Source organism: Kluyvera cryocrescens NBRC 102467 (genome assembly GCF_001571285.1).
GTDB classification, from domain to species: domain Bacteria; phylum Pseudomonadota; class Gammaproteobacteria; order Enterobacterales; family Enterobacteriaceae; genus Kluyvera; species Kluyvera cryocrescens.
This window is the reverse complement of record NZ_BCTM01000021.1, coordinates 75,410-99,344: the sequence shown is the minus strand read 5'-3', so window position 1 is coordinate 99,344 and position 23,935 is coordinate 75,410. Positions and strand designations below refer to the sequence as shown.

At 51.4% G+C, this 23,935-nt stretch carries 28 protein-coding genes, 1 tRNA gene and 2 pseudogenes; 13 read left to right on the top strand and 18 right to left on the bottom strand.

What is annotated here, in order from left to right; translation table 11 throughout:
• Positions 1-65 precede the first annotated feature (65 nt).
• The 7 genes and pseudogenes from KCR01S_RS25380 to KCR01S_RS15930 all read right to left on the bottom strand — a co-directional run bounded on the left by KCR01S_RS25380 (position 66) and on the right by KCR01S_RS15930 (position 4,106).
• The gene (locus KCR01S_RS25380) at positions 66-464 is read right to left on the bottom strand and encodes a hypothetical protein (protein ID WP_061283816.1); all 399 of its coding nucleotides are present in this window, start codon (positions 462-464) and stop codon (positions 66-68) included.
• Positions 465-743: 279 nt separating this feature from the next.
• Positions 744-1,130, bottom strand: a complete 387-nt coding sequence (locus KCR01S_RS15955) for a tail fiber assembly protein (protein ID WP_061283814.1) — start codon at positions 1,128-1,130, stop codon at positions 744-746.
• A gap of 923 nt (positions 1,131-2,053) precedes the next feature.
• A pseudogene (locus KCR01S_RS15950) lies at positions 2,054-2,350 on the bottom strand (HNH endonuclease); the annotation flags it as partial.
• Between the two features lie 104 nt (positions 2,351-2,454).
• Entirely contained in the window at positions 2,455-2,727 is a 273-nt protein-coding gene (locus KCR01S_RS15945; protein WP_061283812.1) for a hypothetical protein, read from the bottom strand.
• Between the two features lie 83 nt (positions 2,728-2,810).
• Positions 2,811-3,347, bottom strand: coding sequence for a DUF2514 domain-containing protein (locus tag KCR01S_RS15940; protein ID WP_061283810.1), 537 nt, complete (start codon positions 3,345-3,347; stop codon positions 2,811-2,813).
• Entirely contained in the window at positions 3,326-3,865 is a 540-nt protein-coding gene (locus KCR01S_RS15935) for a lysozyme (RefSeq protein WP_061283808.1), read from the bottom strand. The genes KCR01S_RS15940 and KCR01S_RS15935 overlap by 22 nt, the downstream gene beginning before the upstream one ends.
• Positions 3,840-4,106: a phage holin gene (locus tag KCR01S_RS15930; RefSeq protein ID WP_061283806.1), complete on the bottom strand. Its 267-nt coding sequence runs from the start codon at positions 4,104-4,106 to the stop codon at positions 3,840-3,842. Before KCR01S_RS15930 ends, KCR01S_RS15935 begins: the two co-directional genes overlap by 26 nt.
• A gap of 219 nt (positions 4,107-4,325) precedes the next feature.
• Between KCR01S_RS15930 and KCR01S_RS25885 the strand changes: the two genes are divergently transcribed.
• On the top strand, positions 4,326-4,529 hold the full coding sequence (locus tag KCR01S_RS25885) for an ECs_2282 family putative zinc-binding protein (protein WP_072277164.1): 204 nt from the start codon (positions 4,326-4,328) through the stop codon (positions 4,527-4,529).
• 108 nt (positions 4,530-4,637) lie between these two features.
• Positions 4,638-5,135, top strand: coding sequence for a hypothetical protein (locus KCR01S_RS15920; RefSeq protein ID WP_061283803.1), 498 nt, complete (start codon positions 4,638-4,640; stop codon positions 5,133-5,135).
• Between the two features lie 402 nt (positions 5,136-5,537).
• Here KCR01S_RS15920 and KCR01S_RS15915 read toward each other — a convergent pair whose 3' ends face one another.
• The 5 genes from KCR01S_RS15915 to KCR01S_RS15895 are packed head-to-tail and all read right to left on the bottom strand — an operon-like array spanning position 5,538 to position 8,131.
• A complete protein-coding gene (locus tag KCR01S_RS15915) occupies positions 5,538-5,888 on the bottom strand; it encodes a hypothetical protein (protein ID WP_061283801.1) in 351 nt (116 codons plus the stop codon).
• Positions 5,885-6,082, bottom strand: coding sequence for a hypothetical protein (locus tag KCR01S_RS15910; RefSeq protein ID WP_061283799.1), 198 nt, complete (start codon positions 6,080-6,082; stop codon positions 5,885-5,887). The genes KCR01S_RS15915 and KCR01S_RS15910 overlap by 4 nt, the downstream gene beginning before the upstream one ends.
• The gene (locus tag KCR01S_RS15905; RefSeq protein WP_061283797.1) at positions 6,075-6,599 is read right to left on the bottom strand and encodes a hypothetical protein; all 525 of its coding nucleotides are present in this window, start codon (positions 6,597-6,599) and stop codon (positions 6,075-6,077) included. Before KCR01S_RS15905 ends, KCR01S_RS15910 begins: the two co-directional genes overlap by 8 nt.
• An 18-nt stretch (positions 6,600-6,617) precedes the next feature.
• Positions 6,618-7,358: an ATP-binding protein gene (locus KCR01S_RS15900; protein WP_061283795.1), complete on the bottom strand. Its 741-nt coding sequence runs from the start codon at positions 7,356-7,358 to the stop codon at positions 6,618-6,620.
• 2 nt (positions 7,359-7,360) lie between these two features.
• Positions 7,361-8,131: a DUF1376 domain-containing protein gene (locus KCR01S_RS15895; protein ID WP_061283793.1), complete on the bottom strand. Its 771-nt coding sequence runs from the start codon at positions 8,129-8,131 to the stop codon at positions 7,361-7,363.
• Positions 8,132-8,143: 12 nt separating this feature from the next.
• On the opposite strand from KCR01S_RS15895, the pseudogene KCR01S_RS25660 reads away from it, so the two are divergent.
• From KCR01S_RS25660 to KCR01S_RS25475, 3 genes and pseudogenes are all read left to right on the top strand, one after another.
• A pseudogene (locus KCR01S_RS25660) lies at positions 8,144-8,272 on the top strand (hypothetical protein); the annotation flags it as partial.
• Positions 8,273-8,313: 41 nt separating this feature from the next.
• On the top strand, positions 8,314-8,658 hold the full coding sequence (locus KCR01S_RS15890) for an Rrf2 family transcriptional regulator (protein ID WP_082221741.1): 345 nt from the start codon (positions 8,314-8,316) through the stop codon (positions 8,656-8,658).
• Positions 8,659-8,799: 141 nt separating this feature from the next.
• Positions 8,800-11,145: a 3'-5' exonuclease gene (locus tag KCR01S_RS25475; RefSeq protein ID WP_061283791.1), complete on the top strand. Its 2,346-nt coding sequence runs from the start codon at positions 8,800-8,802 to the stop codon at positions 11,143-11,145.
• Positions 11,146-11,248: 103 nt separating this feature from the next.
• On the opposite strand, the gene KCR01S_RS15880 is transcribed toward KCR01S_RS25475, so the two are convergent.
• Both KCR01S_RS15880 and KCR01S_RS15875 read right to left on the bottom strand, forming a co-directional pair.
• Positions 11,249-11,336, bottom strand: a tRNA-Ser gene (locus tag KCR01S_RS15880).
• Between the two features lie 144 nt (positions 11,337-11,480).
• A complete protein-coding gene (locus tag KCR01S_RS15875) occupies positions 11,481-13,100 on the bottom strand; it encodes an ABC transporter substrate-binding protein (RefSeq protein ID WP_061283788.1) in 1,620 nt (539 codons plus the stop codon).
• Between the two features lie 235 nt (positions 13,101-13,335).
• Between KCR01S_RS15875 and yccA the strand changes: the two genes are divergently transcribed.
• Both yccA and tusE read left to right on the top strand, forming a co-directional pair.
• Positions 13,336-13,995 (top strand): FtsH protease modulator YccA, encoded by a 660-nt coding sequence (yccA, locus tag KCR01S_RS15870; RefSeq protein WP_061283786.1) that lies wholly within the window; start codon positions 13,336-13,338, stop codon positions 13,993-13,995.
• An 89-nt stretch (positions 13,996-14,084) separates the two neighbouring features.
• Positions 14,085-14,414, top strand: a complete 330-nt coding sequence (gene tusE / locus KCR01S_RS15865) for a sulfurtransferase TusE (protein ID WP_061283784.1) — start codon at positions 14,085-14,087, stop codon at positions 14,412-14,414.
• Here tusE and yccX read toward each other — a convergent pair.
• Complete coding sequence (yccX, locus tag KCR01S_RS15860; protein ID WP_061283782.1) at positions 14,411-14,689, bottom strand: acylphosphatase; 279 nt, start codon at positions 14,687-14,689, stop codon at positions 14,411-14,413. The two genes, tusE and yccX, sit on opposite strands and share 4 nt — an antisense overlap.
• Positions 14,690-14,831: 142 nt before the next feature.
• On the opposite strand from yccX, the gene rlmI reads away from it, so the two are divergent.
• Both rlmI and hspQ read left to right on the top strand, forming a co-directional pair.
• The gene (gene rlmI / locus KCR01S_RS15855) at positions 14,832-16,022 is read left to right on the top strand and encodes a 23S rRNA (cytosine(1962)-C(5))-methyltransferase RlmI (RefSeq protein WP_061283780.1); all 1,191 of its coding nucleotides are present in this window, start codon (positions 14,832-14,834) and stop codon (positions 16,020-16,022) included.
• Positions 16,023-16,090: 68 nt separating this feature from the next.
• Positions 16,091-16,408, top strand: a complete 318-nt coding sequence (hspQ, locus tag KCR01S_RS15850) for a heat shock protein HspQ (protein ID WP_061283823.1) — start codon at positions 16,091-16,093, stop codon at positions 16,406-16,408.
• A gap of 42 nt (positions 16,409-16,450) precedes the next feature.
• Here the strand turns inward: hspQ and KCR01S_RS15845 are convergent, their stop codons facing one another.
• Positions 16,451-16,864 carry a CoA-binding protein gene (locus tag KCR01S_RS15845; RefSeq protein WP_052284073.1) on the bottom strand — a complete coding sequence of 138 codons (414 nt, stop codon included), beginning with the start codon at positions 16,862-16,864 and terminating at the stop codon, positions 16,451-16,453.
• Positions 16,865-16,997: 133 nt separating this feature from the next.
• Between KCR01S_RS15845 and mgsA the strand changes: the two genes are divergently transcribed.
• Complete coding sequence (gene mgsA / locus KCR01S_RS15840) at positions 16,998-17,456, top strand: methylglyoxal synthase (RefSeq protein WP_061283778.1); 459 nt, start codon at positions 16,998-17,000, stop codon at positions 17,454-17,456.
• Between the two features lie 42 nt (positions 17,457-17,498).
• On the opposite strand, the gene helD is transcribed toward mgsA, so the two are convergent.
• The gene (gene helD, locus KCR01S_RS15835) at positions 17,499-19,553 is read right to left on the bottom strand and encodes a DNA helicase IV (protein WP_061283776.1); all 2,055 of its coding nucleotides are present in this window, start codon (positions 19,551-19,553) and stop codon (positions 17,499-17,501) included.
• A 123-nt stretch (positions 19,554-19,676) separates the two neighbouring features.
• Here helD and KCR01S_RS15830 point away from each other — a divergent pair, with 123 nt between their 5' ends.
• Together KCR01S_RS15830 and yccS are read left to right on the top strand one after the other, a co-directional pair.
• The gene (locus tag KCR01S_RS15830; RefSeq protein WP_061283774.1) at positions 19,677-20,123 is read left to right on the top strand and encodes a YccF domain-containing protein; all 447 of its coding nucleotides are present in this window, start codon (positions 19,677-19,679) and stop codon (positions 20,121-20,123) included.
• Positions 20,124-20,143: 20 nt separating this feature from the next.
• A complete protein-coding gene (gene yccS / locus KCR01S_RS15825; protein WP_061283821.1) occupies positions 20,144-22,270 on the top strand; it encodes a YccS family putative transporter in 2,127 nt (708 codons plus the stop codon).
• 11 nt (positions 22,271-22,281) lie between these two features.
• Here the strand turns inward: yccS and KCR01S_RS15820 are convergent, their stop codons facing one another.
• Positions 22,282-22,890 (bottom strand): TfoX/Sxy family DNA transformation protein, encoded by a 609-nt coding sequence (locus KCR01S_RS15820; protein WP_061283772.1) that lies wholly within the window; start codon positions 22,888-22,890, stop codon positions 22,282-22,284.
• Positions 22,891-23,108: 218 nt separating this feature from the next.
• Between KCR01S_RS15820 and sulA the strand changes: the two genes are divergently transcribed.
• The gene (gene sulA, locus KCR01S_RS15815) at positions 23,109-23,618 is read left to right on the top strand and encodes an SOS-induced cell division inhibitor SulA (protein ID WP_061283819.1); all 510 of its coding nucleotides are present in this window, start codon (positions 23,109-23,111) and stop codon (positions 23,616-23,618) included.
• Positions 23,619-23,935 lie beyond the last annotated feature (317 nt).

Genomic DNA, 23,935 nt, shown 5'->3' with positions numbered 1-23,935 from the left:
CTTAGCCACTTTCCCCCAGATAATATACCAACAATTAGGCGCTCACCTTCCAGTAGCATCTAGATCTATAGTCGAGCGCTTTTGCTGCTCACTATTTGTTCCGTGATACCTTTGGATGCAATTTTCAATGCCTGGTTGAACGCAATAACGGTTACAGGCTTACCCTGAAATTTGACCCTGTTAGAATGACTCTGAAAAATATAGATATCATCGGGATATTTTTCTTTGCGCCTCTGTATGAGTTCGCAGATCAGAGGAGGAGCCTCTAACTGAACACTTTTAAATCTCGCCCCCTTTTCGAGATTCAGATATTTTCCGTCAAAGTTTCTATGCTTGAGATTGATAACCTGGCCAACACTAAGTGGCACGAGGTAAAGAAAAACCCATAAATCTGACCATGTATCACTGATATCTTTTAGCTTATAAGATATTAGCGCGATTTCTTTGGTGGTGAATTGGCTCATTTTTCAGACTGTTACTTTTTCATTCTAAATTCGCAATGACATATAACATATAACATATAACATATAACATATAACATATATTACATCAATGAGTTACATTTCACCCCTATGTCAAATGGCGGGTCGCTTTCAGATTTACGTTCCGCCAGTGCCTCAAGTATTACTTTTCTACTATACCGATTTAGCGTATTGGCGTTGGAGGTGACCTGGTTTCCCTCAGTGCGAAAGCATGGGGAAAGCCATTATGATGGCGGTTCGGCAGAGTAAAGCGCTGTGGCGTTAATTTTCCGGACGCGGTGGCCACTCAATATCCGGCGCAGCGTCCAGTTCCAGCGCATCCAGCGCTTTCACATACAACCGCCAGGCGATTAGCTTTTGCTTATCCTCGTCGCTAATCAACCCCAGACTCAGATCTAGAATCCAGCCAGACATTGTCTTCTCAGCTTCTGCTTTCATATTACGACGGCATGTCTCTGCATCACGAACGTCATCTTCATGAGTTCGTGCATATGGCGGGTCTATGATCCATTCTCCAGTTTCCGGATTATAGGTTTTATTCCCTCCGCTGAAGTTATCAGGGACCGCTACAGGTAGTACATTCCCTCCCCACACATCAGGGGAGGAACCATATGAGCGAGAATCGCCTTTCCAGACATAAATAATCATGCTGTTACCTTCCACACATAGACTCGATAAGTGCCAGTTGTTAGTTCTGCTGCAGGGCCACCACCACCGCCAGAGTTTGTACCAGCAGTATTCAACTTAGCTGAACCAGCTTGGACAACAATTCCTTCTCCCTGAGAATACGATGCACTTGTACCATAAGAGCCATTGGTGCTTGGATTATATGCCCATCCAGTATTAAACCAGAGTCCGGTAGATGATAATAACTCTGCCTGCACAATTACCGGCGTGTTGATGCCGAATGGGTTAGCTAAAATAAGCCGTTGACCCACGGAAATTTGCGTAGTTGGTGACAGCAATGCGTAATCAATCCGCGCATTGGTCGCGATATTCTTCGCCTGTAGATCGCTATTTATTGACTCCATGCGCGCGGAAAGAGTCATTGCATCGAATGAACCAGCATTCTGTGCGCGACCGGCGTAGCAGATAACGAAGCAACCGACAATGGAGTTTGCGCGAACCTCGGTTAGCCCGGGGACATAAGCATCACTGCTTGTTGATAAATCTATACCCAGTTGCCTATCTAGCCCATTTGACCCAGTGTCTGAGACGCCATAGTTATATTGTGGATACCCGCCGTCGCCACGCGGTAATAGTTTAAATGGGGGTGTTAATTGTGCAGTAGACCAAATAGCACCAGTTCTGTCTGTCCACCCAGCAATGCGACCAGCAATGTTAGGCACACCACCTTTCTGCACACTCCCAGCTGTCAGCGTTCCACCATCACCGCGCATTACCGGTGCTTTGATACTCCCCGGTTGAACGCCGTTACGGTCAGGCAAACGCATCTTGCCCGGCGCGGAGTTCAGAACGTAGCAGTTACGCTTTGTCGGGTCGGCCTGCCATGTTGCTTCATCAGTTGTCGGGCGGTTACCTGCAGCAACGTCAGCGTACAGGTCCGCAATCCCTCTCTTTTCCATGCGCTGCTTCGTTGAATCGTGGTGAGGCTTACATAAGCCTTGCCAGTTCTTCTGGTCCCAGAATAGCTTCTGGGCTTTTGATAACGCGTCCTTGCCTCCCGACCGCAGCGCCTCTTTTAACTTGTGCGGGATGATATGATCCACCACCGTTGCAGCGGCGACCTTTCCCTGCTCCTGGCACATAACGCACAGCGGGTGAGCTCGCAGGAAAGACTGTCGCCCCCTATCCCACTTACTGCCATAGATACGTGGATCGCTATTACTTTTCACCGGTTTTACCATGACTCTGCTCCTAGGGTTCAAGCCATTAAAAAAGCCACCCGTAGGTGGCCTTTGTGATGGCAATAAAAACAGTAAGGAAACTCATTACATTTAATGAGGCTTTGCTACGCAATTTTGTTTGCGATGCAAAAAGAGCGTATTGTTTCGAATCGAATCACTGCCCTTTGAGACTCCACAAATAGAAACTCATCTGCCAACCTTCCTTTGTAACGCGCTTCTATGTAATTCCCGACTTCTTCAGCATCAATGTAAACACCTTTATTAGCCAGCAATACTGCGTAGACGGCTTTGAAGAACCGCGCATCATCTGACGGATGCCCAGAGCACCAGGTATCAACGTTCAGCCATCTGTCCAGAGCATCCAGTTTATGAGTCATATTCGCTTCCCGACTTATTCAAAATCGCAATATGATTCGAGTTGAGCTGAACAATCAAGTTCCATCAATAGACTATGTGACAACTATCGTATGGCTATGGAATCGTTGCTCGAGGAGCTCACTGATTCGTAAATCCGCTCACACGTCATTCCTGCCCGGTAGCTTTCGTCAGCTCGTCCAGCATAATATCGAGCTTCTTCTGCAAGACTTCCGAGCATGTCGGCGAGCATTGCGGCGTCGGCTCCGGCTGTTTTGCTTCTGACGGCAGCGGCAAGACCTGCGGTGTGCTTTGCGGCGTCCAGGCGGGTAGCGAGCTTTCTTGCTTGCTGTTGCAGCTGGTTAACAGTGGTAGCCAGGCCAGCAGAAGTAACGGCAGCGCTCGCTGCTTTAGCTTGAGCATCTTTAACAGCCTCATCACGGGCGATAGCCCGCCCTTGTTCAATCATTCGGGCTGCCGTCTGCGCATTCGCCACCTTTGATGAATCAGCGCTATCCCGTTCGGCCCACTTTGTTTTCCAACTGTGATTCGTCCACTGACTACCAGCGAGAAACGCACCAGCCAGAGAGACAATCACGATGATGCATACTACGCCTGCTTTCACTGGTCTATCCCCCAGCACGTCAGCGCGCTTTCCTGGTCCCGCCGTTCCACCTGACCATAGCAGCCATTCTTCTGGCCTTTGGTCAGGCGGCAATCGCGGCCACCGTCTTTAATCCACCAACGAATGGCTTCGCAAGCCCCCTTCGTGTCACCGGCGTTCATGCGGCTATAGAAGGTTGATGGGTAGCATTTACCCGGCCCGATGTTGTAAGGGCAGAACGACGCAATGCCGACCTTCTGCGGTTCAGTCAGCGGTACCTTGATATTGCGGTCAACCCACGCCAGCGCGTTGTTACGCTCAATAGCGTTAACCTTCTCACATTGCGCTTCTGTGGCGGTTTGGCCTTTCACGACTCGCTTACCGTCGATTACGGTGACGCCGTGGCATAGCGACCAGATTCCACCGGGATCGACAACGGCCACCAGGGCATTACCTTCTTTCTCGCTGATGAACTGGTCAAATAGAAATGGCGCTGTTGCACCGGATGCCAGCAGCGCTAGCATCGCCGCACTAAGCTTCGTTTTGTTGACGGGCATTTAACCGATCCTCCCGTTCTTTACGACGGTAATACCAGTTAACGCCGCAGGTGATGACGGTGCAGGCAATACCGACAATAATTGCCCAGTCGCTCAGGCTTAACCCCGCAATTCTGTCGGCCAACATCCACGCTCCAAGTTTTGTTGTATCGGCGTACGCCTTTGCCGAGACACCGCATCCAGCAAGCGTGGTGCCTGTACCGTATGAAAGTCTGCTGTAAATGGTGCTCATTCTTTTCATAACCTCACCTCCGATTATTCGGATGGCGCTGTGTGTGACGGGAAGAAATCATGCCTACTGGCTTTTATGTAAAAATGAAAGTAGGAAGTGATTCCCGTTAGTGTGAAAACAAAAAGCCCCGCGTTAGCGAGGCTGTATAGGTTCTACCAATGACAGAGTTCCATCCTGTCTGATATCGTTAGATCGCCAAATGAAACCACATCAGACAAGGAGTTATTGATGAGTAATGTTCCCTTCAAATGCCCTGGCTGCGGCCACGATCTCATCGTACGCAGCGGAGTCGAAATCAAGGGAGTAGATGATATCGAAGGCACCACATGTACCAACTGCGGGCAAACTATCAGCAAAGATGATATTACCCGACAAGCCCGTGAGCATGCTGAGGAACTCATCAGAGATATGCTCGGGAAACATTTCAAGTAACGTATTGAGTTTTCTTTCAATCCGGCTGGTATCTGCTGTGATTGATACCAGCATTCCTTTCTGTTCCATTTTTCCTCCTAAATGGACATATCAAGGCGCAATATAAAAATGGATAAATTTGATCGGGCTACACAGCGAGAATTACTGCAAATTTTGTATGATACCTATCCAGAAAAACTAACAGAGAGTGAAGTTGATTCCCTTTTGGGTCATTTTCCTAATTATATGACCTCATTAGCTAATCTCCTTTATCTGGAGCAGCATGGGTTGATCAAAAGCGGTTTGCATAATACAGGTGATGGATTTATTCCTATTGATGTCCCCGAGATAACTCACAAAGGCATAGATTTCATACGTGATGATGGCGGACTAGGTGCGATTCTGAATGTTCAAACAGTGAAACTACATGACAGCACCATCATCGCGCTAGAGGATATCATTCGAGTTGCTAATCTTCCGGAAGAGAAGAAATCAGTACTGATTTCTAAACTTCGCGAGCTTCCCGCAGACACCATAAAACATTTAACGCTTCAACTACTGACCCCGGCTGTCCTGCATCCACAGAACGTAATTCAGGCAATTGAGAAGTTACTCCAGTCACTTTAGCTCGCTAGAGGGGCGAATCATGTATGCGCCCCTAACTAAATTCCCACCAGATTCCCTATGGAAATTGTCCTCTCTCAATTTGTCCATTTGATGCATACTCTCACCTCGCTACGGGACTGGTGCTGTATTTTGGAAAGGGATCAGGCTCGCGGGCTCTTATGTCAAAAGATAAGTTAGGAGTGATTCCCGGAGCCTGAAAATGAAAATCCCCGGCGAATGCCAGGGATCGTATTAGTTAGTTATCACTCACAAAACTACTGAAGTGGCCCTTTAAGGACCTCAACCTCATTCGGCAAGGCTATGTCCTTACTCTGTACTATCGTCCAATAACCGATTGTTTCATTTGGTGAGTCAGCAATCTCGATTGGATCATTTGACCATCTAGCCAACTGAACTTCACCTTTATAGCGAACAATATAGACACCTTCTTCCAAGTGACCTCCTGATAATGGTAGGGCTTAGTAAAAGTAGATGTGGTGTAGCGCTGAAGCTAGGTAACTGAGCGCGAAGCTCTGGTGCTTTGTCGTCGGCACTTCGACGAAGCTGGGTTACTTCATCGAATAGTTCGCATGCGATGTTTCCCTGCTGGGTCGCCTTGCTCTGCGCCTTCTCCAGCGCCTCTACCAGCGAGGTAATGTATTTACGCAGCACTCGGGCGTATTGAGTGGACGGAGTTGGGTATTCGCTGAGTTGTTTCAGCTGAGCCAGCGCATCATTAATTTCAGTCTGCGCCAGTGCGGTGATATCGTTCATTGGGCAGCTCCTTCTGTTTTTGCCGGGATGAAGCGCGATGGCGACCAATCGCAATAGGTATCCGTTTCGGTATGTCCGAACATTGCTTTGCAGCGATGGATATGACGGCAGTTACCACACGTATCGCCAGCAGGTAGAAGCATCTTGTCAGGGTCTGCCGGGTCGTAATTCAGCGGCTTGGTGTTGTTACTCATGCTCCGCTCCTTGGCGTAACTGTGCGGCAAATCCATTGCAGAGTTCTCCGGCATCCTGCAGGACCAAGCGCGCATCTTCATGCAACCCTTGGGCGTATTGTTTCAGGTATTCGCCAGCCTGCTCGGCCCCTTTCGCTCGAACGTCAGCCAGATACGTGTCTGTTGCCTTGAATGGATTCTCAGCTTCAACATCGCGAGATACGTATGCGTTGATTTCAGAAACGTAATCCATCGGAACACCGGCATACAGGTATTCGTCTGCATTCACGTACTCGTCGTGGTTTTCGCTAATGTCGGTTACCTCAACGCCTGCACGTACCCGGTAAACGTACTGAGTGCCGTTGTTAATCCGCCCCAGCTTTCCTGCGTAATACAGCTGGCGCAGATGATTTCCCGCACTGCTTGACGGAAGATCCAGCGCTTCGCAAATATCCTGCAGGACGCAATCAGGTGTTCTGTCCACAATGGCGAGCACCAGCTGCGCCTGTGTTACTCGGTCTTTGGTCTTTTTGGTCATTGGTCAAAACTCGCTTTGTTACTTAACAACCCGTAAATGGGTCACGTTTTTGCGGTAACTTCCCCAGGTGAAATTCACCCAGATACCGCCGTCCATCGTCAGGCGATCCATTACTCGCTCGCCTAAGATATTCGTCAGTTCGTCATGGTTGAGGTTGGTCAACACCCCGACCGGTTTCATTGCCGCCAGGCGACGATCGATAATCTGATTAAGCACCACCTGCTCGCCGCGCGTTTCTCGCTGCACCCCTACTTCGTCCAGCACCAGCAGATCGACGCGACACAGACTATCCAGCAACGACGCTTCGGACTGGCCGCCGTCGTAGCACTCCCGAACTTTCAGCATCAGGTCCATCACGGTGATAACCAGCACGCTGTGATCTCGTTTGATCAGACTGTTGCCGATGGCCGCCGCCAGATGGTTTTTCCCAGTTCCGCAGCCGCCACTGAAAATGAAGCTGGCAAACCCGGTACCAAAATGATCGGCATAGCTCTTTGCCATGCTCAACGCATGCCGCTGGCCATCGCTGTTTACCTGGTAGCTGGCGAACGTGCAGCCGCGGTGAAGTTCGCAGATGCCAGAACGCCCGATGATCTTTTCGGTGCGAACTTTGCGGTTTTCTTTCTCGACTTCAGCAGCTCGTTTTTGCCCCTCCGTCCGCTGCCACTCCATCAGCTCCTGCGCGTTCTGGAAGCGAGGCTGAACACCCGGCGGCATCATTTTTTGTAAACGGCTAAACAGGTCACTCGTTGATTTCATGGTTAGCCCCTGAATCCCGGTGGGATCGTTGTGTCAGGTTGAGAAATCTTTATCCCGGTCGGTTTTTTTGAACCGCCAAAGCTACGTGGCTGTGATCGGGAGTTTCTGAGGCTTTGTGCAAACGCCTGCTCCCACTGCTGGTGGTGTTTAACCTTGCCCTCTGGTTCCCAGAAGTCGCGGAACTGTTGCAACTCTTCGGGGGAGTAGCCCGGTTCAGTACCAAGCTGGATGCCCCACAACGCTGCTTGTTTCACAAAGTCGGGTCCCGGATGCCATTCAGGGGTGATCGAGAATTTCCCGAAAGGCGCGAGATATTCCTGGCCGGGACTTTTCCCGTTCTGTTCAACGCCAGGCTCGCACGCTTCTCTCTCTCTGGTTTTATTTATTAGATCTGTATCTGGATCTTTATTAGTTGGGTTTCCGTTGTCGTTCTGTTCCAACGGTGGATTAACACCCGTTGAACGCCCGTTCCCATTCCGTTGGTCATTCGTTGATTTTTTAGCCTTTCTAGCCTCTGCCGAGGCTTTTCCCGCTGCTGACTTCTGACTAATTGACGTTTTGACGGCTTCAAGATCTCTCTCGATTCTTTCCTGCGACCACTCGGTGCCGTTATCGTTGAAAAACTCTTTCAACGAACTTTCAACGGCAATCCAACGGTCGTTACTCAGCCGTGCAATTTTCGCTAGTCGGTTTTTGGGGATCGGCCTGCCTGTCTGCCAGTAATTGAACATCAGCAGCAGGTATGCTCCATGCTCTTCCGTAGACAAATGCATGGTGTCTGCCTTGCAGCCCGACCAGCTCGGCAACAAGCCGTGAAATTGAATTTAATCGAAGTGTGGATCCGCCGACTCTGCTACTTCCTAGCCCAGAAAGGCGACCCGGCTGCCGACCAACAGCCAGTAAAAAGTTTCTAATCGAGTTTTGACCAATGGCCGTCGCGGCCGGAGATGTGAATATGGAATTTGGAATGAAACGCGTTCTGGCATCCGTCCAGGCCGTCGCTACCCTGAACAAAATGTACGATGGTTCGCCGGTGTCCCTGACGGCTATCAGCAAAGAATCAAAGCTGTCCACTTCATACCTCGAGCAGATATTCAAAAAGCTGCGCAACGGTAACCTGGTTATCTCGCAGCGCGGACCCGGTGGCGGTTATAGCCCTCGAGGTGAAGACATCACCGTTACAGACGTAATCACTGCGGTATCTAAACTGCCAGCCCATAAAACCTTTGAGCCTATCCTGCGAGCGCTTGACGGCGTTCACGTGTCGCAGCTGCTGCGGGGCGATTCTCCAGCCCCATAAAGCACAAAACCCGCGCAAGGCGGGTTAAGCACCCGGAAAGCCGACCAAAGCGTTCCGGTTTCGAGTTTTGACCAATGACCACCACCAAGGCGGCTGCCATCAGCTGCCGGGTATCTTACAACCTGAAGGAGCCCGAACGCAATGAACAACTATGCGTACCTGATTAAAGCAAAAGCGAAAGCCACTGAGGCTAAAAGCATTTTTTGCTGGTTTTCTGCAAAATCTGATTCGCGAGCAGACCGCGAGATACTGAACATCCTTGAGGACGAAGGGATCACCGTCGGGCGTGCTGCCGACCACCAGCTCCCTATCCGCACAAACTTTCCTGTTCTGGACGATCTGCCAGTAGAAAGCGTACTGGATGACACCTGGTGCGACCGTTACCAGCTAGATGACAACAACTGCTGGCAAAAAATCGTTGTGGAAGCCACGCCACCAGCTGTTTCCGAAAAGACTAAAACAGAGAGTAACGACTACATTTCTGTTCGCGAGCTCTCCCCTGCTCAACAGGTGGCCTGTCACTGGCTCTACGGCAAGCAGCACCCATCACAGGAAGAAGTCAGCACCATCAATGAATATCTCAAGAATAATGACGGTACTCACAATGCGCTGTGTGTCGCAGCTGCTGCGCTAACATCTCCGGACGTTTTAGAACTGACAGATAAACTCGCGGCAAAACTTATTGAGTCAGGCTGCGCCTGTGCGGCGCGTAGTTTGCTGGTTAAGCTGTTAGCAGAAATCTGGCATGAAAAAACTGATGAAATGACCGGGCAGGACATAGCCCTGTTTGTCCAGGACTATGAAACATGCGACACCGAAGATGAACGCGTTGCAGTGGTAGAAGCCTGGACACGGAAGCAAGAGCCACAAACCGAGCCAGAAAACCTGCAGGTAGCTGTTGCCAGCATGTCATTCCGCCGTCGTTTGCTGGCTCAATACTTAACTCATGAGCTGGTGACCATCGCCGACACAGACCTGATTAAACAAATCGCTGACGCCGAAACAGACACCGATAACAGCTACGTTCAGAATCTGCTTCTGGCCGCCGAGAACGCCGGTGAGTTTAAGGATAAGGCGAACGACGCAAACCTTAGTTTCCTGTGTGAAGCGATCAAATCAATCTGGCCGTCTGAAAATAAAAAACCAGAGCTCAACCAGTTAATCTCTTTCATCCGTGACTGGTGGATTACCCCGCATATCAACCGCGGCGTATTCGTGAAAGCATGGCGTACAGGCAAACCATGTGGCCCGATCCCAATGAAAACCACGGATACAGGGACAAACGCTGGCGGCGTTGGCAAAACAGACCGCGGGGATTTATTAGAGCACTCCCTTGATACGCTGGACATCGATATCGCGGCCGCATTACTACCGATGGATTTTGATATTTACGCATTTCCTCGGGGGATCCTGCAGCGTAGTAAGGACATCGTAAAAAATAAGCAAACAATGCCAGCGTTTAGCGCCTGGTCTGAATTGCTGAGAAAATCCGCTGGCATCCTGGACTATTCCCGCGCAGCAATATTTGCCCTGATTCGCCAGGCGCGCCCGGAGATCCATTTATTCCCGAGCGAGCACCTTGCGTATATAACCAAAAATCTGACAGAAACCGATCACGTAAACCCTAGTGCTGAATTACTTGCCGCAGCCCGACATTTACCTTCACAACAAGATGAAAGCACGCATGCTACGGCTGATGATTCCCAGTACGAAGATGTAAGCAAAAAGCTCGTCACCAGACGCAGTGAACTTGTAGAAGGAATCAGTGACCCGGAGGATCCTGAAGACCTATCAACTGAACAGCATGCGATGCCGAAGTGGGCAAAAGCAGATGAACAATCGATCCTGGATGAGCAAGGTGCCGAAACGCACAACCTACCGGAATGGGCAAAGATTGCTGGCAACAAGCCACAAATTGCGAATCTTGGCGACAGCATGTTCTCCATCGAGAACCTACTAGCAGCCCCAGAAAAACCAACCGAGGAAACCACTGATGTGCAGATGGAAGAAGCTCTCAATGATGAAACCGCGGTTAGTTCTGAAATACCAATCAGCAAAGCTGCAGCTGACGCAGCTGCGGGCAATGTTGAAGATGGTGATCAAACAGATCCCATGATTAATGATGCCGGTCATCACAATGATGATTATCGGCACCTCATGGTTGACCTCGAAACCATGGGAAATAAATCAAACGCTCCTATTGTTTCGATCGGCGCAGTGTTCTTTAACCCGAACACCGGCAATACAGGGGCAGAGTTTTATACAGCGGTTTCCCTTGAATCCTCCATGCTCCTTGGTGGTGTCCCTGACGCCGGGACAATTATCTGGTGGTTAAAACAATCTCCAGAGGCTCGTTCGGCGATCGCTAGCAGCAAAGACAAGCAGCTGTTCAGTGGACACAAAACTGAGATTCAGGTTACGACCTACGATAGAAAGGTCAAAATATCACCGACGTTGAACGTGCCGCCACTGGCTAAAAAGGAATAAATGAGGAGGGTTAAAACGAGAAATATACCAAGTGAATATACCAACACTATACCAAGAGCCCAAAACAACAAGGGGCTACCTTTCGGTAACCCCTTGTTTAATTTGGCGGAAGCGTAGAGATTCGAACTCTAGAACCCTTTCGGGTCGCCGGTTTTCAAGACCGGTGCCTTCAACCGCTCGGCCACGCTTCCAATGAGGCGCACTATAAACATCCCGAACGGACCTGTAAAGCACCAATATGTTCGTTTGCCTGAAAAACAGCCAAAAAGTTGTTGTTCGTCTGAAAAAACAACAAAACGGCTAGTTTTACAGCGCTTTAGCCGCCATTTTTCTGCTTAATGTTTTTTGATATACATATCTTTGGTGTAGTAATACCCCAGTCGGTCTGGCGTAAAACCACCAACCCACGGCTTCACCAGGTGCGTGCGCACGTAGTGATAGACCGGAATGGCCGGTACATCGCGTCCCAGCAAATCTTCCGCTTTCTGATAATCACGCGCGCGCTGAGCGGGGTCTTGCGCCTTCGCGGCATCGCGTAACGCTTCGTCATAGTCCGGATTGCTGTATTTCGCCGTGTTCTCGCTGTCACCGGTACGGAAGGTATTCAGGAAGGTCGAGGCATCATCATAATCGGCAATCCAGGCATAGCGCACCACATCAAAGTTGCCGGTATGCATCGCATCCAGCATGGTTTTCCATTCCTGATTTTGCAATTTGGCTTCAACGCCCAGATTTTTCTTCCACATTGATGCGGCGGCAATCGCCACGCGCTGGTGCGATTCCGACGTGTTGTAAAGCAGATTAAACGACAGCGGATGTGATTCGCTAAATCCTGCCTCTGCCAGCAGCTTTTTCGCTTCCGCGATACGCTTATCGCGCGGCCAGGACGCGTAGTCAGGACCATGAAGCTTCACGCCGCCGATTTCCGGCTGGCTGATGACCCATGCCGGACGTTGTCCCTGCCCCATCACTTTCTCAGCGATGATGTCTTTATCCAGCGCCATATTCAGCGCCCGACGCACGCGCACATCGTTGAACGGCGCACGCGTAGTATTGAACTCATAATAATAGGTCGCTAGCTGCGGCGAGACATCGACCTCGTCACCCAGCGTTTTCTTCAATTGGCTAAATTGATTAATTGGCAGCGTGTACACGATATCCACTTCACCTGCCTTGTAGCGGTTAACGTCCGATGCTTCCGAACGAATCGGCAGATAGGTCACCTGGTTAATCACCGTGTGCTTATCATCCCAGTAGCGCGGGTTACGCACGGCAACGATGCGCTCATTCACCACCCAGTCCTGCAAACGGTATGCGCCGCTGCCGACGAAATGTTCCGGCTTGACCCACTTATCGCCGTAGCGAGTCACCAATACTTTATCGAGCGGCACCATCGATGGGTGCGCTAGCATGGCGAGGAAAGAGGACGTTGGCTGCGTCAGCGTCACTTCTAAAGTGGTGTCGTTTAGCGCCTTCACGCCAAGCGTGTCGGGCTCTTTTTTACCCAGCGCGATATCCGCGGCATTAACAATATGCATGTTGCCGGGATAGCTGGCGTAAGGTGAACCGGTGGTCGGCGTCACCAACCGCTGCCAGCTCCAGACGATATCCTGGGCGGTAATCGCGGTACCGTCCGCCCACGTAATCCCCGGGCGCAGGTGGAATGTCCAGACGGTGTTATCCTTATTCTCCCAGGACTGCGCCAGGCGTGGCTCGATGCTGCCATCGCTCTTCACCGCCACCAGCCCATCAAACAGATCGCTGATGATATTGAACTCGACGTCGCTTTCTACCTTATGCGGATCCAACGATGCCGGCTCGTTGCCGTTGCTGCGCACCAGCGTTTGCTGTTCGGCGAGCGCAGTGCCTTCCGGCACATTTGCCGCCTGCGCGGCTCCTGCCATACCCATTGCCAGAATGACCATTGTGATGTAGTTATGTTTTTGTATTTTCATTTCCATTGCCTTGTTGTTTTAACCCTTTTCACTCTTGGCACGGATACAGAATTACGCAAGTTCTTTCAACGACCTATAAGAGATTGATCTCGCTCTTTATGACTTTAGCGAGAAATCTGTGACCCGGTAGTAATCCCCTGATAATGCAGAGTAAAGATGGGTAAAAACATTTGGGTATAAAGGAAACTTTTCTTATGCTGAGCCACTAATAACATCTGTCATAAGAGAGTGACTCATGGAACGCATCATTACATCATCGCGTGACCGCTCATCGCTTTTGAGCACACACAAAGTCCTGCGTAATACCTATTTCCTGCTGAGCCTGACGCTGGCGTTTTCTGCCATCACCGCCACCGCCAGCACCGTGCTGATGCTGCCGTCTCCGGGATTAATCCTGACGCTGGTCGGCATGTACGGTTTGATGTTCCTGACCTATAAAACGGCAGACAAGCCGGTTGGCATTTTGTCAGCATTCGCCTTCACCGGATTCCTGGGCTATATCCTGGGGCCAATTTTGAACGCTTATCTGTCTGCGGGCATGGGCGACGTTATCGGCATGGCATTAGGCGGTACGGCGCTGGTATTCTTTAGCTGCTCGGCCTACGTGCTGACCACCCGTAAAGACATGTCATTCCTCGGCGGTATGCTGATGGCGGGTATTGTGGTGGTGCTGATTGGTATGGTGGCAAACATCTTCCTGCAGCTGCCTGCATTGCACCTGGCGATTAGCGCAGTGTTCATCCTGATCTCTTCCGGTGCCATCCTGTATGAGACCAGCAACATTATTCGCGGTGGTGAAACCAACTACATCCGTGCGACGGTGAGCCTGTACGTTTCCCTGTACAACATCTTCGTCAGCCTGCTGAGCATCCTGGGCTTCGCGAGCCGCGACTAACCCGAAGACGCTTCAGTATCAAGGCCTCGCTTATGCGGGGCCTTTTTTTTTGCTACACTTCCCGCCATCTGTTTGCAGCGTGAAATATTATGCTTATCTACCAAAACACCGAAATTGAAACCGATAGCGAAGGCTATCTCAAAGACACGACGCTCTGGAGCGAGGGGCTGGCGGAAGCCATCGCGGCAAATGAAGGGATTGAGCTGAGCCCTGAACACTGGGAAGTGGTCCGTTTCGTGCGTAATTTCTACCTGGAATTCAACACCTCGCCGGCTATTCGTATGCTGGTAAAAGCGATGGCCAATACCTTTGGTGAAGAAAAAGGCAACAGCCGCTATTTGTATCGTCTGTTTCCGAAAGGCCCGGCTAAACAGGCAACGAAAATTGCTGGCCTGCCTAAGCCGGTGAAGTGCATCTAATAGCGGATGCTAAAATTGCTCCACGCTTTTTCGGGTTGATGAGGCTCCGCCAGAACTTTATCAACCCGAGCGCTGCGCGGGCCGCCCGCTTTTAACCACGCCAGCAGTTTCTCCACCCGCTCATCATTACCGCAGGCCACCACTTCAACGCTGCCATCATCCAGGTTCATCGCATAACCGCGTAGCCCAAGCCTCCCGGCTTCCTGCTGGGTGAAGTAGCGAAACCCCACGCCCTGTACCTGCCCGTAAACCCAACAGATCACACATTTCTCCACGCGAAAATCCTCCCAAACGTTTTCACTTAATGCTGACACTGTAGCGTTAATCGCCTGCACATTCTTCCGTCGTTCGTTGCATTTGTGTGGGGAAGTCGGGAAAATGCAGCCTGATTCCTTCAAATAGCCAGATATAAAAACTATGAGTGTACGTTTAGTGTTAGCCAAAGGGCGCGAAAAATCATTACTGCGCCGTCATCCCTGGGTCTTTTCCGGCGCGGTAGCCCGCATGGAAGGCAAAGCCAACCTCGGCGAGACCATTGATATTGTTGACCATCAGGGTAAATGGTTAGCCCGCGGCGCCTATTCACCGGCATCGCAGATCCGTGCCCGCGTCTGGACATTTGACGCGAACGAAACCATCGACATCGATTTCTTCGTCCGCCGCCTGCAGCAAGCGCAAAGCTGGCGCGACTGGCTGGCGCAAAAAGACGGGCTGGATAGCTACCGTTTGATCGCCGGCGAATCCGATGGTCTGCCGGGGGTCACCATTGACCGCTTTGGCTCATTCCTGGTCCTGCAATTACTGAGCGCCGGTGCCGAATACCAGCGCGCGGCCCTGATCAGCGCCCTGCAAACGCTCTATCCACACTGTGCGATTTACGATCGCAGTGATGTCGCGGTGCGTAAAAAAGAAGGGATGGAGTTAACCCAGGGGCCTGTCACCGGCGAACTGCCGCCTGCCCTGCTGCCGATTGAAGAGCACGGTATGAAGCTGTTGGTCGATATTCAGGGCGGTCATAAAACGGGCTACTATCTCGATCAGCGCGACAGCCGTCTGGCGACCCGTCGCTACGTGGCCAATAAACGCGTACTGAACTGCTTCTCCTACACCGGGGGGTTTGCCGTTTCCGCGCTGATGGGCGGATGCAGTCAGGTCACCAGCGTCGATACCTCTCAGGAAGCACTGGACATTGCCCGCCAGAACGTAGAGCTCAACAAACTCGATCTGAGCAAAGCCGAATTCGTGCGCGATGACGTCTTCAAACTGCTGCGCAAATACCGCGATCAGGGAGAGAAATTCGATGTCATCGTTATGGATCCACCAAAGTTCGTTGAGAACAAAAATCAGCTGATGGGCGCCTGTCGCGGTTACAAAGACATCAATATGCTGGCGATTCAACTGCTGAACCCTGGTGGCATTCTGCTGACCTTCTCCTGTTCAGGCCTGATGACCACGGATTTATTCCAGAAAATCATCGCCGACGCCGCTGTAGATGCCGGTCGTGATGTACAATTTATAGAGCAGTTCCGTCAGGCAGCCGATCACCCGGTGATCGCAACGTACCCGGAAGGGCTGTATTTGAAAGGGTTTGCCTGCCGCGTCATGTAACTTGAAAAGCGAAATGGTGTCTATATATAGAGTAGAGAGTAGGCGCTGTTTCCCGGGAGGTGTATATGATGATTACCAGCAAATTCGGTATTGGCCAACAGGTGCGGCACTCCCTGTTGGGCTACCTGGGTGTGGTGGTGGATATCGACCCGGTTTACTCGCTTGACGATCCCGAACCCGACGATCTGGCGGCTAACGATGAACTTCGTGCGTTGCCCTGGTATCACGTGGTGATGGAAGACGATGAAGGCCAGCCGATGCATACCTATCTGGCCGAAGCGCAGTTAAGCAGTGAGCCACGTGAGGATCATCCGGAACAACCCACCATGGATGAACTGGCCCGCACCATTCGCCGACAGCTACAGGCACCGCGGCTACGCAACTAGCCGCCCGCTAAATGAAGAAACCCCGCGTTGCGGGGTTTTTTATTACTTCGCCAGACCAAGCCGGGGGATTTCGATCGCCGGACAGCGGTCCATCACCACGTTCAGCCCTGCATTGCGCGCCAGCACCGCCGCCTGCTCGTTGATCACGCCAAGCTGCAGCCACAGCGTTTTAGCACCTATCGCAATCGCCTCTTGCGCTACGCCCCACGCAGCTTCCGAATTACGGAATACGTCAACCATATCCACCTTTTCCGGTACATCAGCCAAAGTGGCATAGCCTTTCTGCCCAAGCAGCGTGCCTCCCGCCACCTTAGGGGAAACCGGGATCACGTGATAGCCCTGATCCAACAGATATTTCATGACCCGATAGCTCGGACGATCGGGTTTATCGCTGGCTCCCACCAGAGCGATGGTGCGCGTTGTGGTTAAAATACTGGCAATATCGTTTTCAGTCATCATTATCCTCCAGGCCAATCACTTAAGTGTAAGCCAGACCACCGATGTCGCGCGTCAAATTTTTGCCAATCAGGGCTTGCAGCCTGATTCGCATGCAGTAATCTGTCTGGATTACACACTTAGGGATGGTTTTATGGAACTCACTACTCGCACCCTGGCGGCGCGTAAACACATTGCGCTGGTTGCGCACGACCACTGCAAAGATATGCTGATGAAATGGGTGCAGCGTCATAAGGAGTGCCTGGCCCAGCATACGCTGTCCGCCACCGGCACCACCGGTAATTTGGTACAGCGAGCAACGGGCCTGGAAGTGCAGGCGCTGCTGAGCGGCCCAATGGGCGGCGATCAGCAGGTCGGCGCGCTGATTTCGGAAGGAAAAATCGATGTTTTGATCTTCTTCTGGGACCCGCTTAATGCGGTACCTCATGACCCAGACGTCAAAGCCTTGCTGCGTCTGGCAACCGTCTGGAACATTCCGGTTGCCACCAACGCTTCCACCGCGGATTTCATTATTCAATCGCCAAAATTCGGCGAACCGGTTGATATCCTGATCCCTGACTACCAGCGCTATCTTGTCGAACGCCTGAAGTAATCAGCAAACACTACCGGCCCGCTGCGGCGGTGCCGGTTCATACTACGGTTTGCGCGCCACCGGCACTGAAAGCTGCTTTAAAATCTCCACAAACGGTGATGGTTGAGCCTTGTTAAACAGCAGCCAGACCTTAAGTTTTGCACGGGTGATTGCCACATATAACAAACGCCGCTCCTCGGCATCCGGGAAATCCTCCGGCTCGGGCAGCAACGCCTGTTCCATAATCGACTCCCTGGCAGGCGCCGGGAAACCATCAAACCCTTCCTGAAGCCCCAGAATAATCACGTAGTCCGCCTGCTGGCCTTTGCTAGCATGCACGGTCATAAAATCGATATTCAGCTTCGGCCAACGGGTTGCCGCTTTAGCAAGCGCTGCGGGTTTAAGATGGTGATAGCGAGCAAGCACCAAAATCCGCTGCTCCGGGGTGGCGTAGCCGCTGAGCTTATCAAACAAGTCGTCAAGCTTATCGTCTTCCAGCAGCGTGACGGCATTTTTGTCCCCGGCGCTCAGGCTGTTAAGCGGCTTATTCAACTGGTGCGGGTTTTGCTGAATAAAGCGGTTGGCGATTTCACCAATACGGCTATTAAAGCGGTAGGTGGTATCCAGCGCGCAGTTATCCCCCTCACCAAAATAGTGATTGAACGCGGTAGTCAGTGATAGCTGCGCACCGCTGAAGCGATAGATAGCTTGCCAATCATCTCCCACGGCATACAGCGAGGTTTGCGAATTCTGTTTACGCAGTGCGGCCAGCAGCGCCGCGCGCTGCGGGGAGATATCCTGGAACTCGTCGACCAAAATATGTTTCCATGGGCTGACAAATTTTCCTTTTTCCAGAATGATAATGGCCTGATGGATAAGCCCAGAGAAGTCCACCGCCCCCTCGTCTTTCAACGCGGTTTTCCACGCTTTCAGTAACGGTGCCATGAGTTTGATACGCTTCGCGAAGAGATCGCGCACGTCCTCCGGCGCGGCGGCAATCATTTCCGCCTGCGCACCGCCGTGCATCCGCATCAAACTTACCCAACGATCCAGCCGGCTGCCCATTCGTTTGATGATTTTTTCATTTTCCCAGAAGCTTTCATCGGCAACATCCCAGCCCAACTCTTCCTGCAACCAAAGACGCCAGCCTTTCGCCTGCGCCTTTTTCTCACGACACTGTGCCTGCCAGCATTGCGTGAACAGTGCGTGGCGCGCGGCAGCATCATTTTCCAGTTTGCTCACCACCGGCACTTTTTTACTGCCCTGTTGAATGATAAACAACGCGAGCGCATGGAAAGTTCTCGCCGTTATCTCATCGGTATGTAGCCGTGCCTGTAAACGTTCATCCATTTCTTGCGCGGCTTTACGGCCAAATGCCAACAGCAGTATTTGCTCAGGTGACGCTTCACCACGCGCCAGGAGCCAACCCGCTCGCGCCACCAGCACGGAGGTTTTCCCGCTGCCTGCACCGGCCAACACCAACAGCGATCGCTCACCGTTCACCACGGCCTGGGCCTGAGATGCGTTTAACGGAGAGGATTCAATCTGGTCAAAAAAGTCGTTGTACTGTGCGAGCATGGCCTCGGTATAACGCTGGTTATGCTTCGCTCTACCGCTTTCTTTATCAGCAAGCCAGGCCTGGCACTGTAGCCAGGCATCGCGGCAGTTATCAAATTCAGCAAGCCGGCTTGTGGGTAACGGAAGACCTTCAAGCGCGGTGATGATTTGCTGACGAATCGCCTGCGCCTTTTGTCGGGTCAACCACTGCGTTTCGACACTGCTTCCGGCGATAATGGCCAACTGAGACTGAAGAAGGCCGGCAGCAATAGCGCTCATTTCTGCGCTCCACTCCTGCCATAGTCCCATGAGGTGACGATGGAAACGTTGCGTATCGCTCCACTCCGTTCCGTGCAGACGCACAACTTTGTCCTCAGGCAAAACAAATTCCAGCTCACCCCACACCAACCCGCGTTTACAGTTGATGTTGATTAACTGATTAAAAGGAATGAGATATTCATGCTGAGGGCCGGATACCCTGACGCCCGCATTGAGGATCTCAACCCGGTCGTAGGGATGCTGCGCCATGCGCTTGCCCAGCGTCGTTGCTTTTAATTCCATGTCATGCCGAGTCCTGACTTTTTTCGATATCTCACAGTGTAACCGCCAGAGAATAGGTGCTCCAGCGTAAAAAAACGTTACAATCATCAGGTCTTATTTTTCACAGCGCTGCACAGAGGATTTATGCGTACTGTTCTGAATATTTTGAATTTTGTATTAGGTGGATTTCTGACAACGCTAGGCTGGCTGATAGCAACGCTGTTCAGCATTGTACTGATTATCACGCTACCGCTCACGCGTTCATGCTGGGAAATCACCAAACTGTCGCTGCTGCCCTACGGTAATGAAGCCGTGCACATCGATGAATTAGAGCCCGGCGCCAAAAGCAGCGTCATGAATGCCGGCGGCACGCTGCTGAACATTATCTGGCTGGTGCTGTTTGGCTGGTGGCTGTGCCTGACGCACATTATGGCGGGTATCGCTCAGTGCGTGACGATTATTGGTATTCCGGTCGGTATCGCAAACTTCAAGATTGCCGCCATCGCGCTGTGGCCGGTTGGCCGTCGCGTGGTCCCGGTTGAAGTGGCTCGCGCAGCACGTGAAGCTAACGCTCGCCGTCGTTTCCAGTAAATCAGGACTCAATGCCGAAGATGCTAAGCCCTTTGCTTCGCCGCTATACATGGAACAGCGCCTGGCTGTATAACGCCAGAATTTTCATCGCGCTAGTGGGGACCTGCGCTCTGCCCTGGTGGCTGGGCGACGTCAAGCTGACGATTCCGTTGACTCTTGGCGTCGTCGCGGCGGCGCTGACCGACTTAGACGATCGTTTAAGTGGGCGACTGCGCAATCTGGTCATTACGCTTATCTGCTTTTTTATCGCCTCCGCGTCGGTAGAAATACTTTTCCCGTGGCCATGGCTGTTCGCGCTGGGGCTGACCGCCTCAACAATCGGATTTATTCTGCTTGGCGGTCTGGGCCAGCGCTATGCCACCATTGCGTTTGGTGCGCTGCTTATCGCTATTTACACCATGCTTGGCGTATCGCTTTATAGCCACTGGTATATGCAACCGATGCTGCTGATTGCCGGCGCCGTCTGGTATAACCTGCTGACGCTGACCGGCCATCTGATTTTTCCCATTCGGCCATTGCAGGATAACCTCGCTCGTAGCTATGAACAACTCGCCCACTATCTTGAGCTGAAGTCCCGTTTGTTTGATCCTGATCTCGATGATGAAGATCAGGCACCGCTTTACGATCTGGCGCTGGCTAACGGGCAATTGATGGCCACGCTAAACCAAACAAAAGCGTCTTTATTAACACGCCTGCGCGGCGACCGCGGTCAGCGCAGTACGCGCCGCACGCTGCACTACTATTTTGTGGCGCAGGATATCCACGAGCGGGCCAGTTCGTCGCATATTCAGTATCAGGCGCTGCGGGATAATTTCCGCTATAGCGATGTGATGTTCCGCTTCCAGCGTCTGCTGTCGATGCAGTCGATGGCCTGCCAGGCGCTGGCAAAAGCCATTCTGCTGCGCACCCCATACCAGCACGATGTCCGCTTTGAACGCGCGTTCACCCATCTCGATGCCGCCCTCGATCGCGTACGCGCCAGCGGTGCGGCACCAGAGCAAATTAAAGCGCTGGGTTTTCTGCTTAACAACCTGCGGGCCATTGATGCGCAGCTTGCCACGATTGAATCTGAACAGCTGCAATCGCAAACGAACAGCGAAACGGAAACCCTGCTGGCGGATGACAGTTTGCACGGATTTGATGATATTCGCTTACGTCTTAGCCGCAACATGTCGCCAGAATCAGCGCTCTTTCGCCACGCGGTACGAATGTCATTAGTTCTGTGCGCCGGCTATGCCTTTATACAATTTACCGGTCTACAGCACGGCTACTGGATTTTGCTCACCAGCCTGTTTGTTTGCCAACCAAACTATAACGCCACTCGTCACCGTCTGGCGCTGCGTATTATTGGTACGCTTGTGGGCGTGGCGCTGGGTCTGCCGATTCTCCTTCTTGTGCCATCTCTTGAAGGCCAACTGGTGCTGATAGTCATTACTGGCGTTCTCTTCTTCGCATTTCGCAACGTCCAGTATGCCCATGCCACCATGTTCATTACATTGCTGGTGCTACTGTGTTTCAACCTCCTTGGCGAAGGGTTTGAAGTGGCGCTGCCACGCGTTATTGATACGCTGATAGGCTGCGGTATTGCGTGGATTGCGGTGAGCTTTATCTGGCCAGACTGGAAATTCCGTAATTTGCCGCGTGTGCTTGAGCGCGCCGTCGATGCAAACTGCCGCTATCTTGATGCCATTCTTGAACAGTATCACCAGGGGCGTGATAACCGCCTGGCCTACCGCATTGCCCGACGTGATGCGCATAACCGTGATGCTGAACTGGCCTCTGTCGTTTCTAACATGTCGACGGAACCCAAAGTCAGCGCGGAGATGCGTGAAACCGCATTCCGTCTACTGTGTCTTAATCACACGTTGACCAGCTATATCTCCGCGTTGGGTGCCCACCGAGAGAAGTTGACCACGCCTGAGATTCTGGCTCTTCTGGACGATGCCGTCTGCTACGTCGATGATGCGTTACATCATCAGCCCTCAGATGAAGAGAGAGTGCAGATGGCTTTAGCAGGTTTAGCCGCGCGGATTAATCATCTCGATACCCGTCCAGACAGCAAAGAGCCATTAGTATTGCAGCAAATTGGTTTGATGATTTCACTGTTGCCCGAAATCTGTCGGTTACAAAAGCAGGTTCTGGCTTAACACCATCGCGCTTAGACTTTTTTCACGTAGGTCTGTGCCCAACTCTGCAACTCCTGACGCCTTTGCGTCGGGAGTGCCGCAGCATGAACACCCGTGATTGCCCCTTCCAGTGACATCAGTACATTAATACTGATCTGTTTACGAATCTTACGCAGCAGTAGCCAGGCTGACTCTGCGCCGATCTGCCGTAATGACCACGCATCCGTCACGCCGGCTTCGTGCAATAACAGTTCCAAATGAAAAGAGAGGTTTGGCAAATCCTTCAAACGTAACGGCGTTCGTTGCAGAGATTTCTCTCGCCGCGCGTCCTCCAGCGAGGATAAGCCAAGACGTAATAATACCGGTGGATCTGACCAAAGCTCGGCATCCACATGAAAGTACTTTAGCTGCAACGGCATTCCGCGTTTGCGTAACGTCAGTAATGAAGGGGAGCGATGAGCCAGGTAAGTGGCATTGTCTTCACACATCCGCAAATACAATTCCCCCTCCGCAACCATGGCAAAGACCGTGTTGTCGACCGCCAGACTGTAGCCACCGAACAACGCTCGGGAGCTGATTTTCCCCAATGCGGAGAAATATTCCTGGGACTGATAAATCCGTTTATATGATATTGCTTTCATGATTAATCCTTAATAATCATGTAGATGAAAACATAATAAATGTTAATAGAACATTTAATAAGCAACATAGGGAAGTTCATCAGGCACAGCAAGATGAATTTGTCGCCACGCGCAATTAGTGTGCAATTTTGCGAGTTACTTTCAGAAAATGAGGTTGATCTTTAGCAAGACGGGTAGTACTGTATATGCATACAGTAACCCACAAGGTTGGATTAGCTATGTATACTTCTGGTGTCGTAAATCATTCTACTGCCGCTGTCGCCACAACGGCTCCTCATGCTTTCACTTCAGCGAAAAGTACTTCCGCTGCGTTAATTAGCGAAGTCCTCTATCGTGAAGATCAGCCGATGATGGCACAGCTCTTATTACTGCCATTGCTCCAGCAGCTAGGCCAACAGTCGCGCTGGCAGCTGTGGCTTACCCCACAGCAGAAGCTGAGTCGCCAGTGGGTTCAGGAATCGGGTCTTCCGTTAACAAAGGTGATGCAACTTCGTCAGATGTTGCCATGCGATATGCTCGACTCCATGGTTCGCGCATCGCGCACTGGAAATTATAGCGTTGTTATCGGTTGGTTAACGGATGAATTATCAGCAGAAGAACATGCGCGTTTACTCAGCGCCGCAGAGGAAGGTAATGCCATGGTGTTCATAATGCGTCCAGTTCACTCTGCATCACACCCCACTGGACAATTTAATGGGCTAAAAATTCACTCAAATTTGTTCCATTAAGCGAAATTAGGAATTTTCCTGGTATTTTTTTTGCAACTTTTTTATCTCTTAGATTTCCTGATAGTTTTTTCTCAGAAGGCTTGTCTGGTGCGGTTTCCAGTATTTTGCACTGCTTAATTTCTCAACATATTTGTTAAATATTGCGTATACAACTCTTTTTTTTTCATAAGCCTGACGGAGTTCACACTTGTAAGTTTCGAACGACGTTGTAGACTTTACATCGCCAGGGGTGCTCAGCTTACACCGCAGATATCTGCTAAGTAATTCACTAAGCCACACCCCGGTGGAAGGATTTAACCGTGAGTCTATTTAGAACT

What these genes read in the sequence shown, in the direction of transcription:
- hspQ (WP_061283823.1), top strand. Translation starts at nt 16,091, where the DNA reads ATGATTACCAGCAAATTCGGTATTGGCCAACAGGTGCGGCACTCCCTG.
- yccA (WP_061283786.1), top strand. Translation starts at nt 13,336, where the DNA reads ATGGAACGCATCATTACATCATCGCGTGACCGCTCATCGCTTTTGAGC.
- KCR01S_RS15830 (WP_061283774.1), top strand. Translation starts at nt 19,677, where the DNA reads ATGCGTACTGTTCTGAATATTTTGAATTTTGTATTAGGTGGATTTCTG.
- mgsA (WP_061283778.1), top strand. Translation starts at nt 16,998, where the DNA reads ATGGAACTCACTACTCGCACCCTGGCGGCGCGTAAACACATTGCGCTG.
- tusE (WP_061283784.1), top strand. Translation starts at nt 14,085, where the DNA reads ATGCTTATCTACCAAAACACCGAAATTGAAACCGATAGCGAAGGCTAT.
- helD (WP_061283776.1), bottom strand. Translation starts at nt 19,553, where the DNA reads ATGGAATTAAAAGCAACGACGCTGGGCAAGCGCATGGCGCAGCATCCC.
- KCR01S_RS15905 (WP_061283797.1), bottom strand. Translation starts at nt 6,599, where the DNA reads ATGACCAAAAAGACCAAAGACCGAGTAACACAGGCGCAGCTGGTGCTC.
- KCR01S_RS15935 (WP_061283808.1), bottom strand. Translation starts at nt 3,865, where the DNA reads ATGCCCGTCAACAAAACGAAGCTTAGTGCGGCGATGCTAGCGCTGCTG.
- KCR01S_RS15890 (WP_082221741.1), top strand. Translation starts at nt 8,314, where the DNA reads ATGGAATTTGGAATGAAACGCGTTCTGGCATCCGTCCAGGCCGTCGCT.
- KCR01S_RS25885 (WP_072277164.1), top strand. Translation starts at nt 4,326, where the DNA reads ATGAGTAATGTTCCCTTCAAATGCCCTGGCTGCGGCCACGATCTCATC.
- KCR01S_RS15820 (WP_061283772.1), bottom strand. Translation starts at nt 22,890, where the DNA reads ATGAAAGCAATATCATATAAACGGATTTATCAGTCCCAGGAATATTTC.
- KCR01S_RS15910 (WP_061283799.1), bottom strand. Translation starts at nt 6,082, where the DNA reads ATGAGTAACAACACCAAGCCGCTGAATTACGACCCGGCAGACCCTGAC.
- KCR01S_RS15915 (WP_061283801.1), bottom strand. Translation starts at nt 5,888, where the DNA reads ATGAACGATATCACCGCACTGGCGCAGACTGAAATTAATGATGCGCTG.
- KCR01S_RS25380 (WP_061283816.1), bottom strand. Translation starts at nt 464, where the DNA reads ATGAGCCAATTCACCACCAAAGAAATCGCGCTAATATCTTATAAGCTA.
- KCR01S_RS15945 (WP_061283812.1), bottom strand. Translation starts at nt 2,727, where the DNA reads ATGACTCATAAACTGGATGCTCTGGACAGATGGCTGAACGTTGATACC.
- KCR01S_RS15930 (WP_061283806.1), bottom strand. Translation starts at nt 4,106, where the DNA reads ATGAAAAGAATGAGCACCATTTACAGCAGACTTTCATACGGTACAGGC.
- KCR01S_RS15900 (WP_061283795.1), bottom strand. Translation starts at nt 7,358, where the DNA reads ATGAAATCAACGAGTGACCTGTTTAGCCGTTTACAAAAAATGATGCCG.
- rlmI (WP_061283780.1), top strand. Translation starts at nt 14,832, where the DNA reads ATGAGTGTACGTTTAGTGTTAGCCAAAGGGCGCGAAAAATCATTACTG.
- yccS (WP_061283821.1), top strand. Translation starts at nt 20,144, where the DNA reads ATGCTAAGCCCTTTGCTTCGCCGCTATACATGGAACAGCGCCTGGCTG.
- KCR01S_RS15955 (WP_061283814.1), bottom strand. Translation starts at nt 1,130, where the DNA reads ATGATTATTTATGTCTGGAAAGGCGATTCTCGCTCATATGGTTCCTCC.
- KCR01S_RS15875 (WP_061283788.1), bottom strand. Translation starts at nt 13,100, where the DNA reads ATGAAAATACAAAAACATAACTACATCACAATGGTCATTCTGGCAATG.
- KCR01S_RS15895 (WP_061283793.1), bottom strand. Translation starts at nt 8,131, where the DNA reads ATGCATTTGTCTACGGAAGAGCATGGAGCATACCTGCTGCTGATGTTC.
- KCR01S_RS15920 (WP_061283803.1), top strand. Translation starts at nt 4,638, where the DNA reads ATGGATAAATTTGATCGGGCTACACAGCGAGAATTACTGCAAATTTTG.
- sulA (WP_061283819.1), top strand. Translation starts at nt 23,109, where the DNA reads ATGTATACTTCTGGTGTCGTAAATCATTCTACTGCCGCTGTCGCCACA.
- KCR01S_RS15845 (WP_052284073.1), bottom strand. Translation starts at nt 16,864, where the DNA reads ATGACTGAAAACGATATTGCCAGTATTTTAACCACAACGCGCACCATC.
- KCR01S_RS25475 (WP_061283791.1), top strand. Translation starts at nt 8,800, where the DNA reads ATGAACAACTATGCGTACCTGATTAAAGCAAAAGCGAAAGCCACTGAG.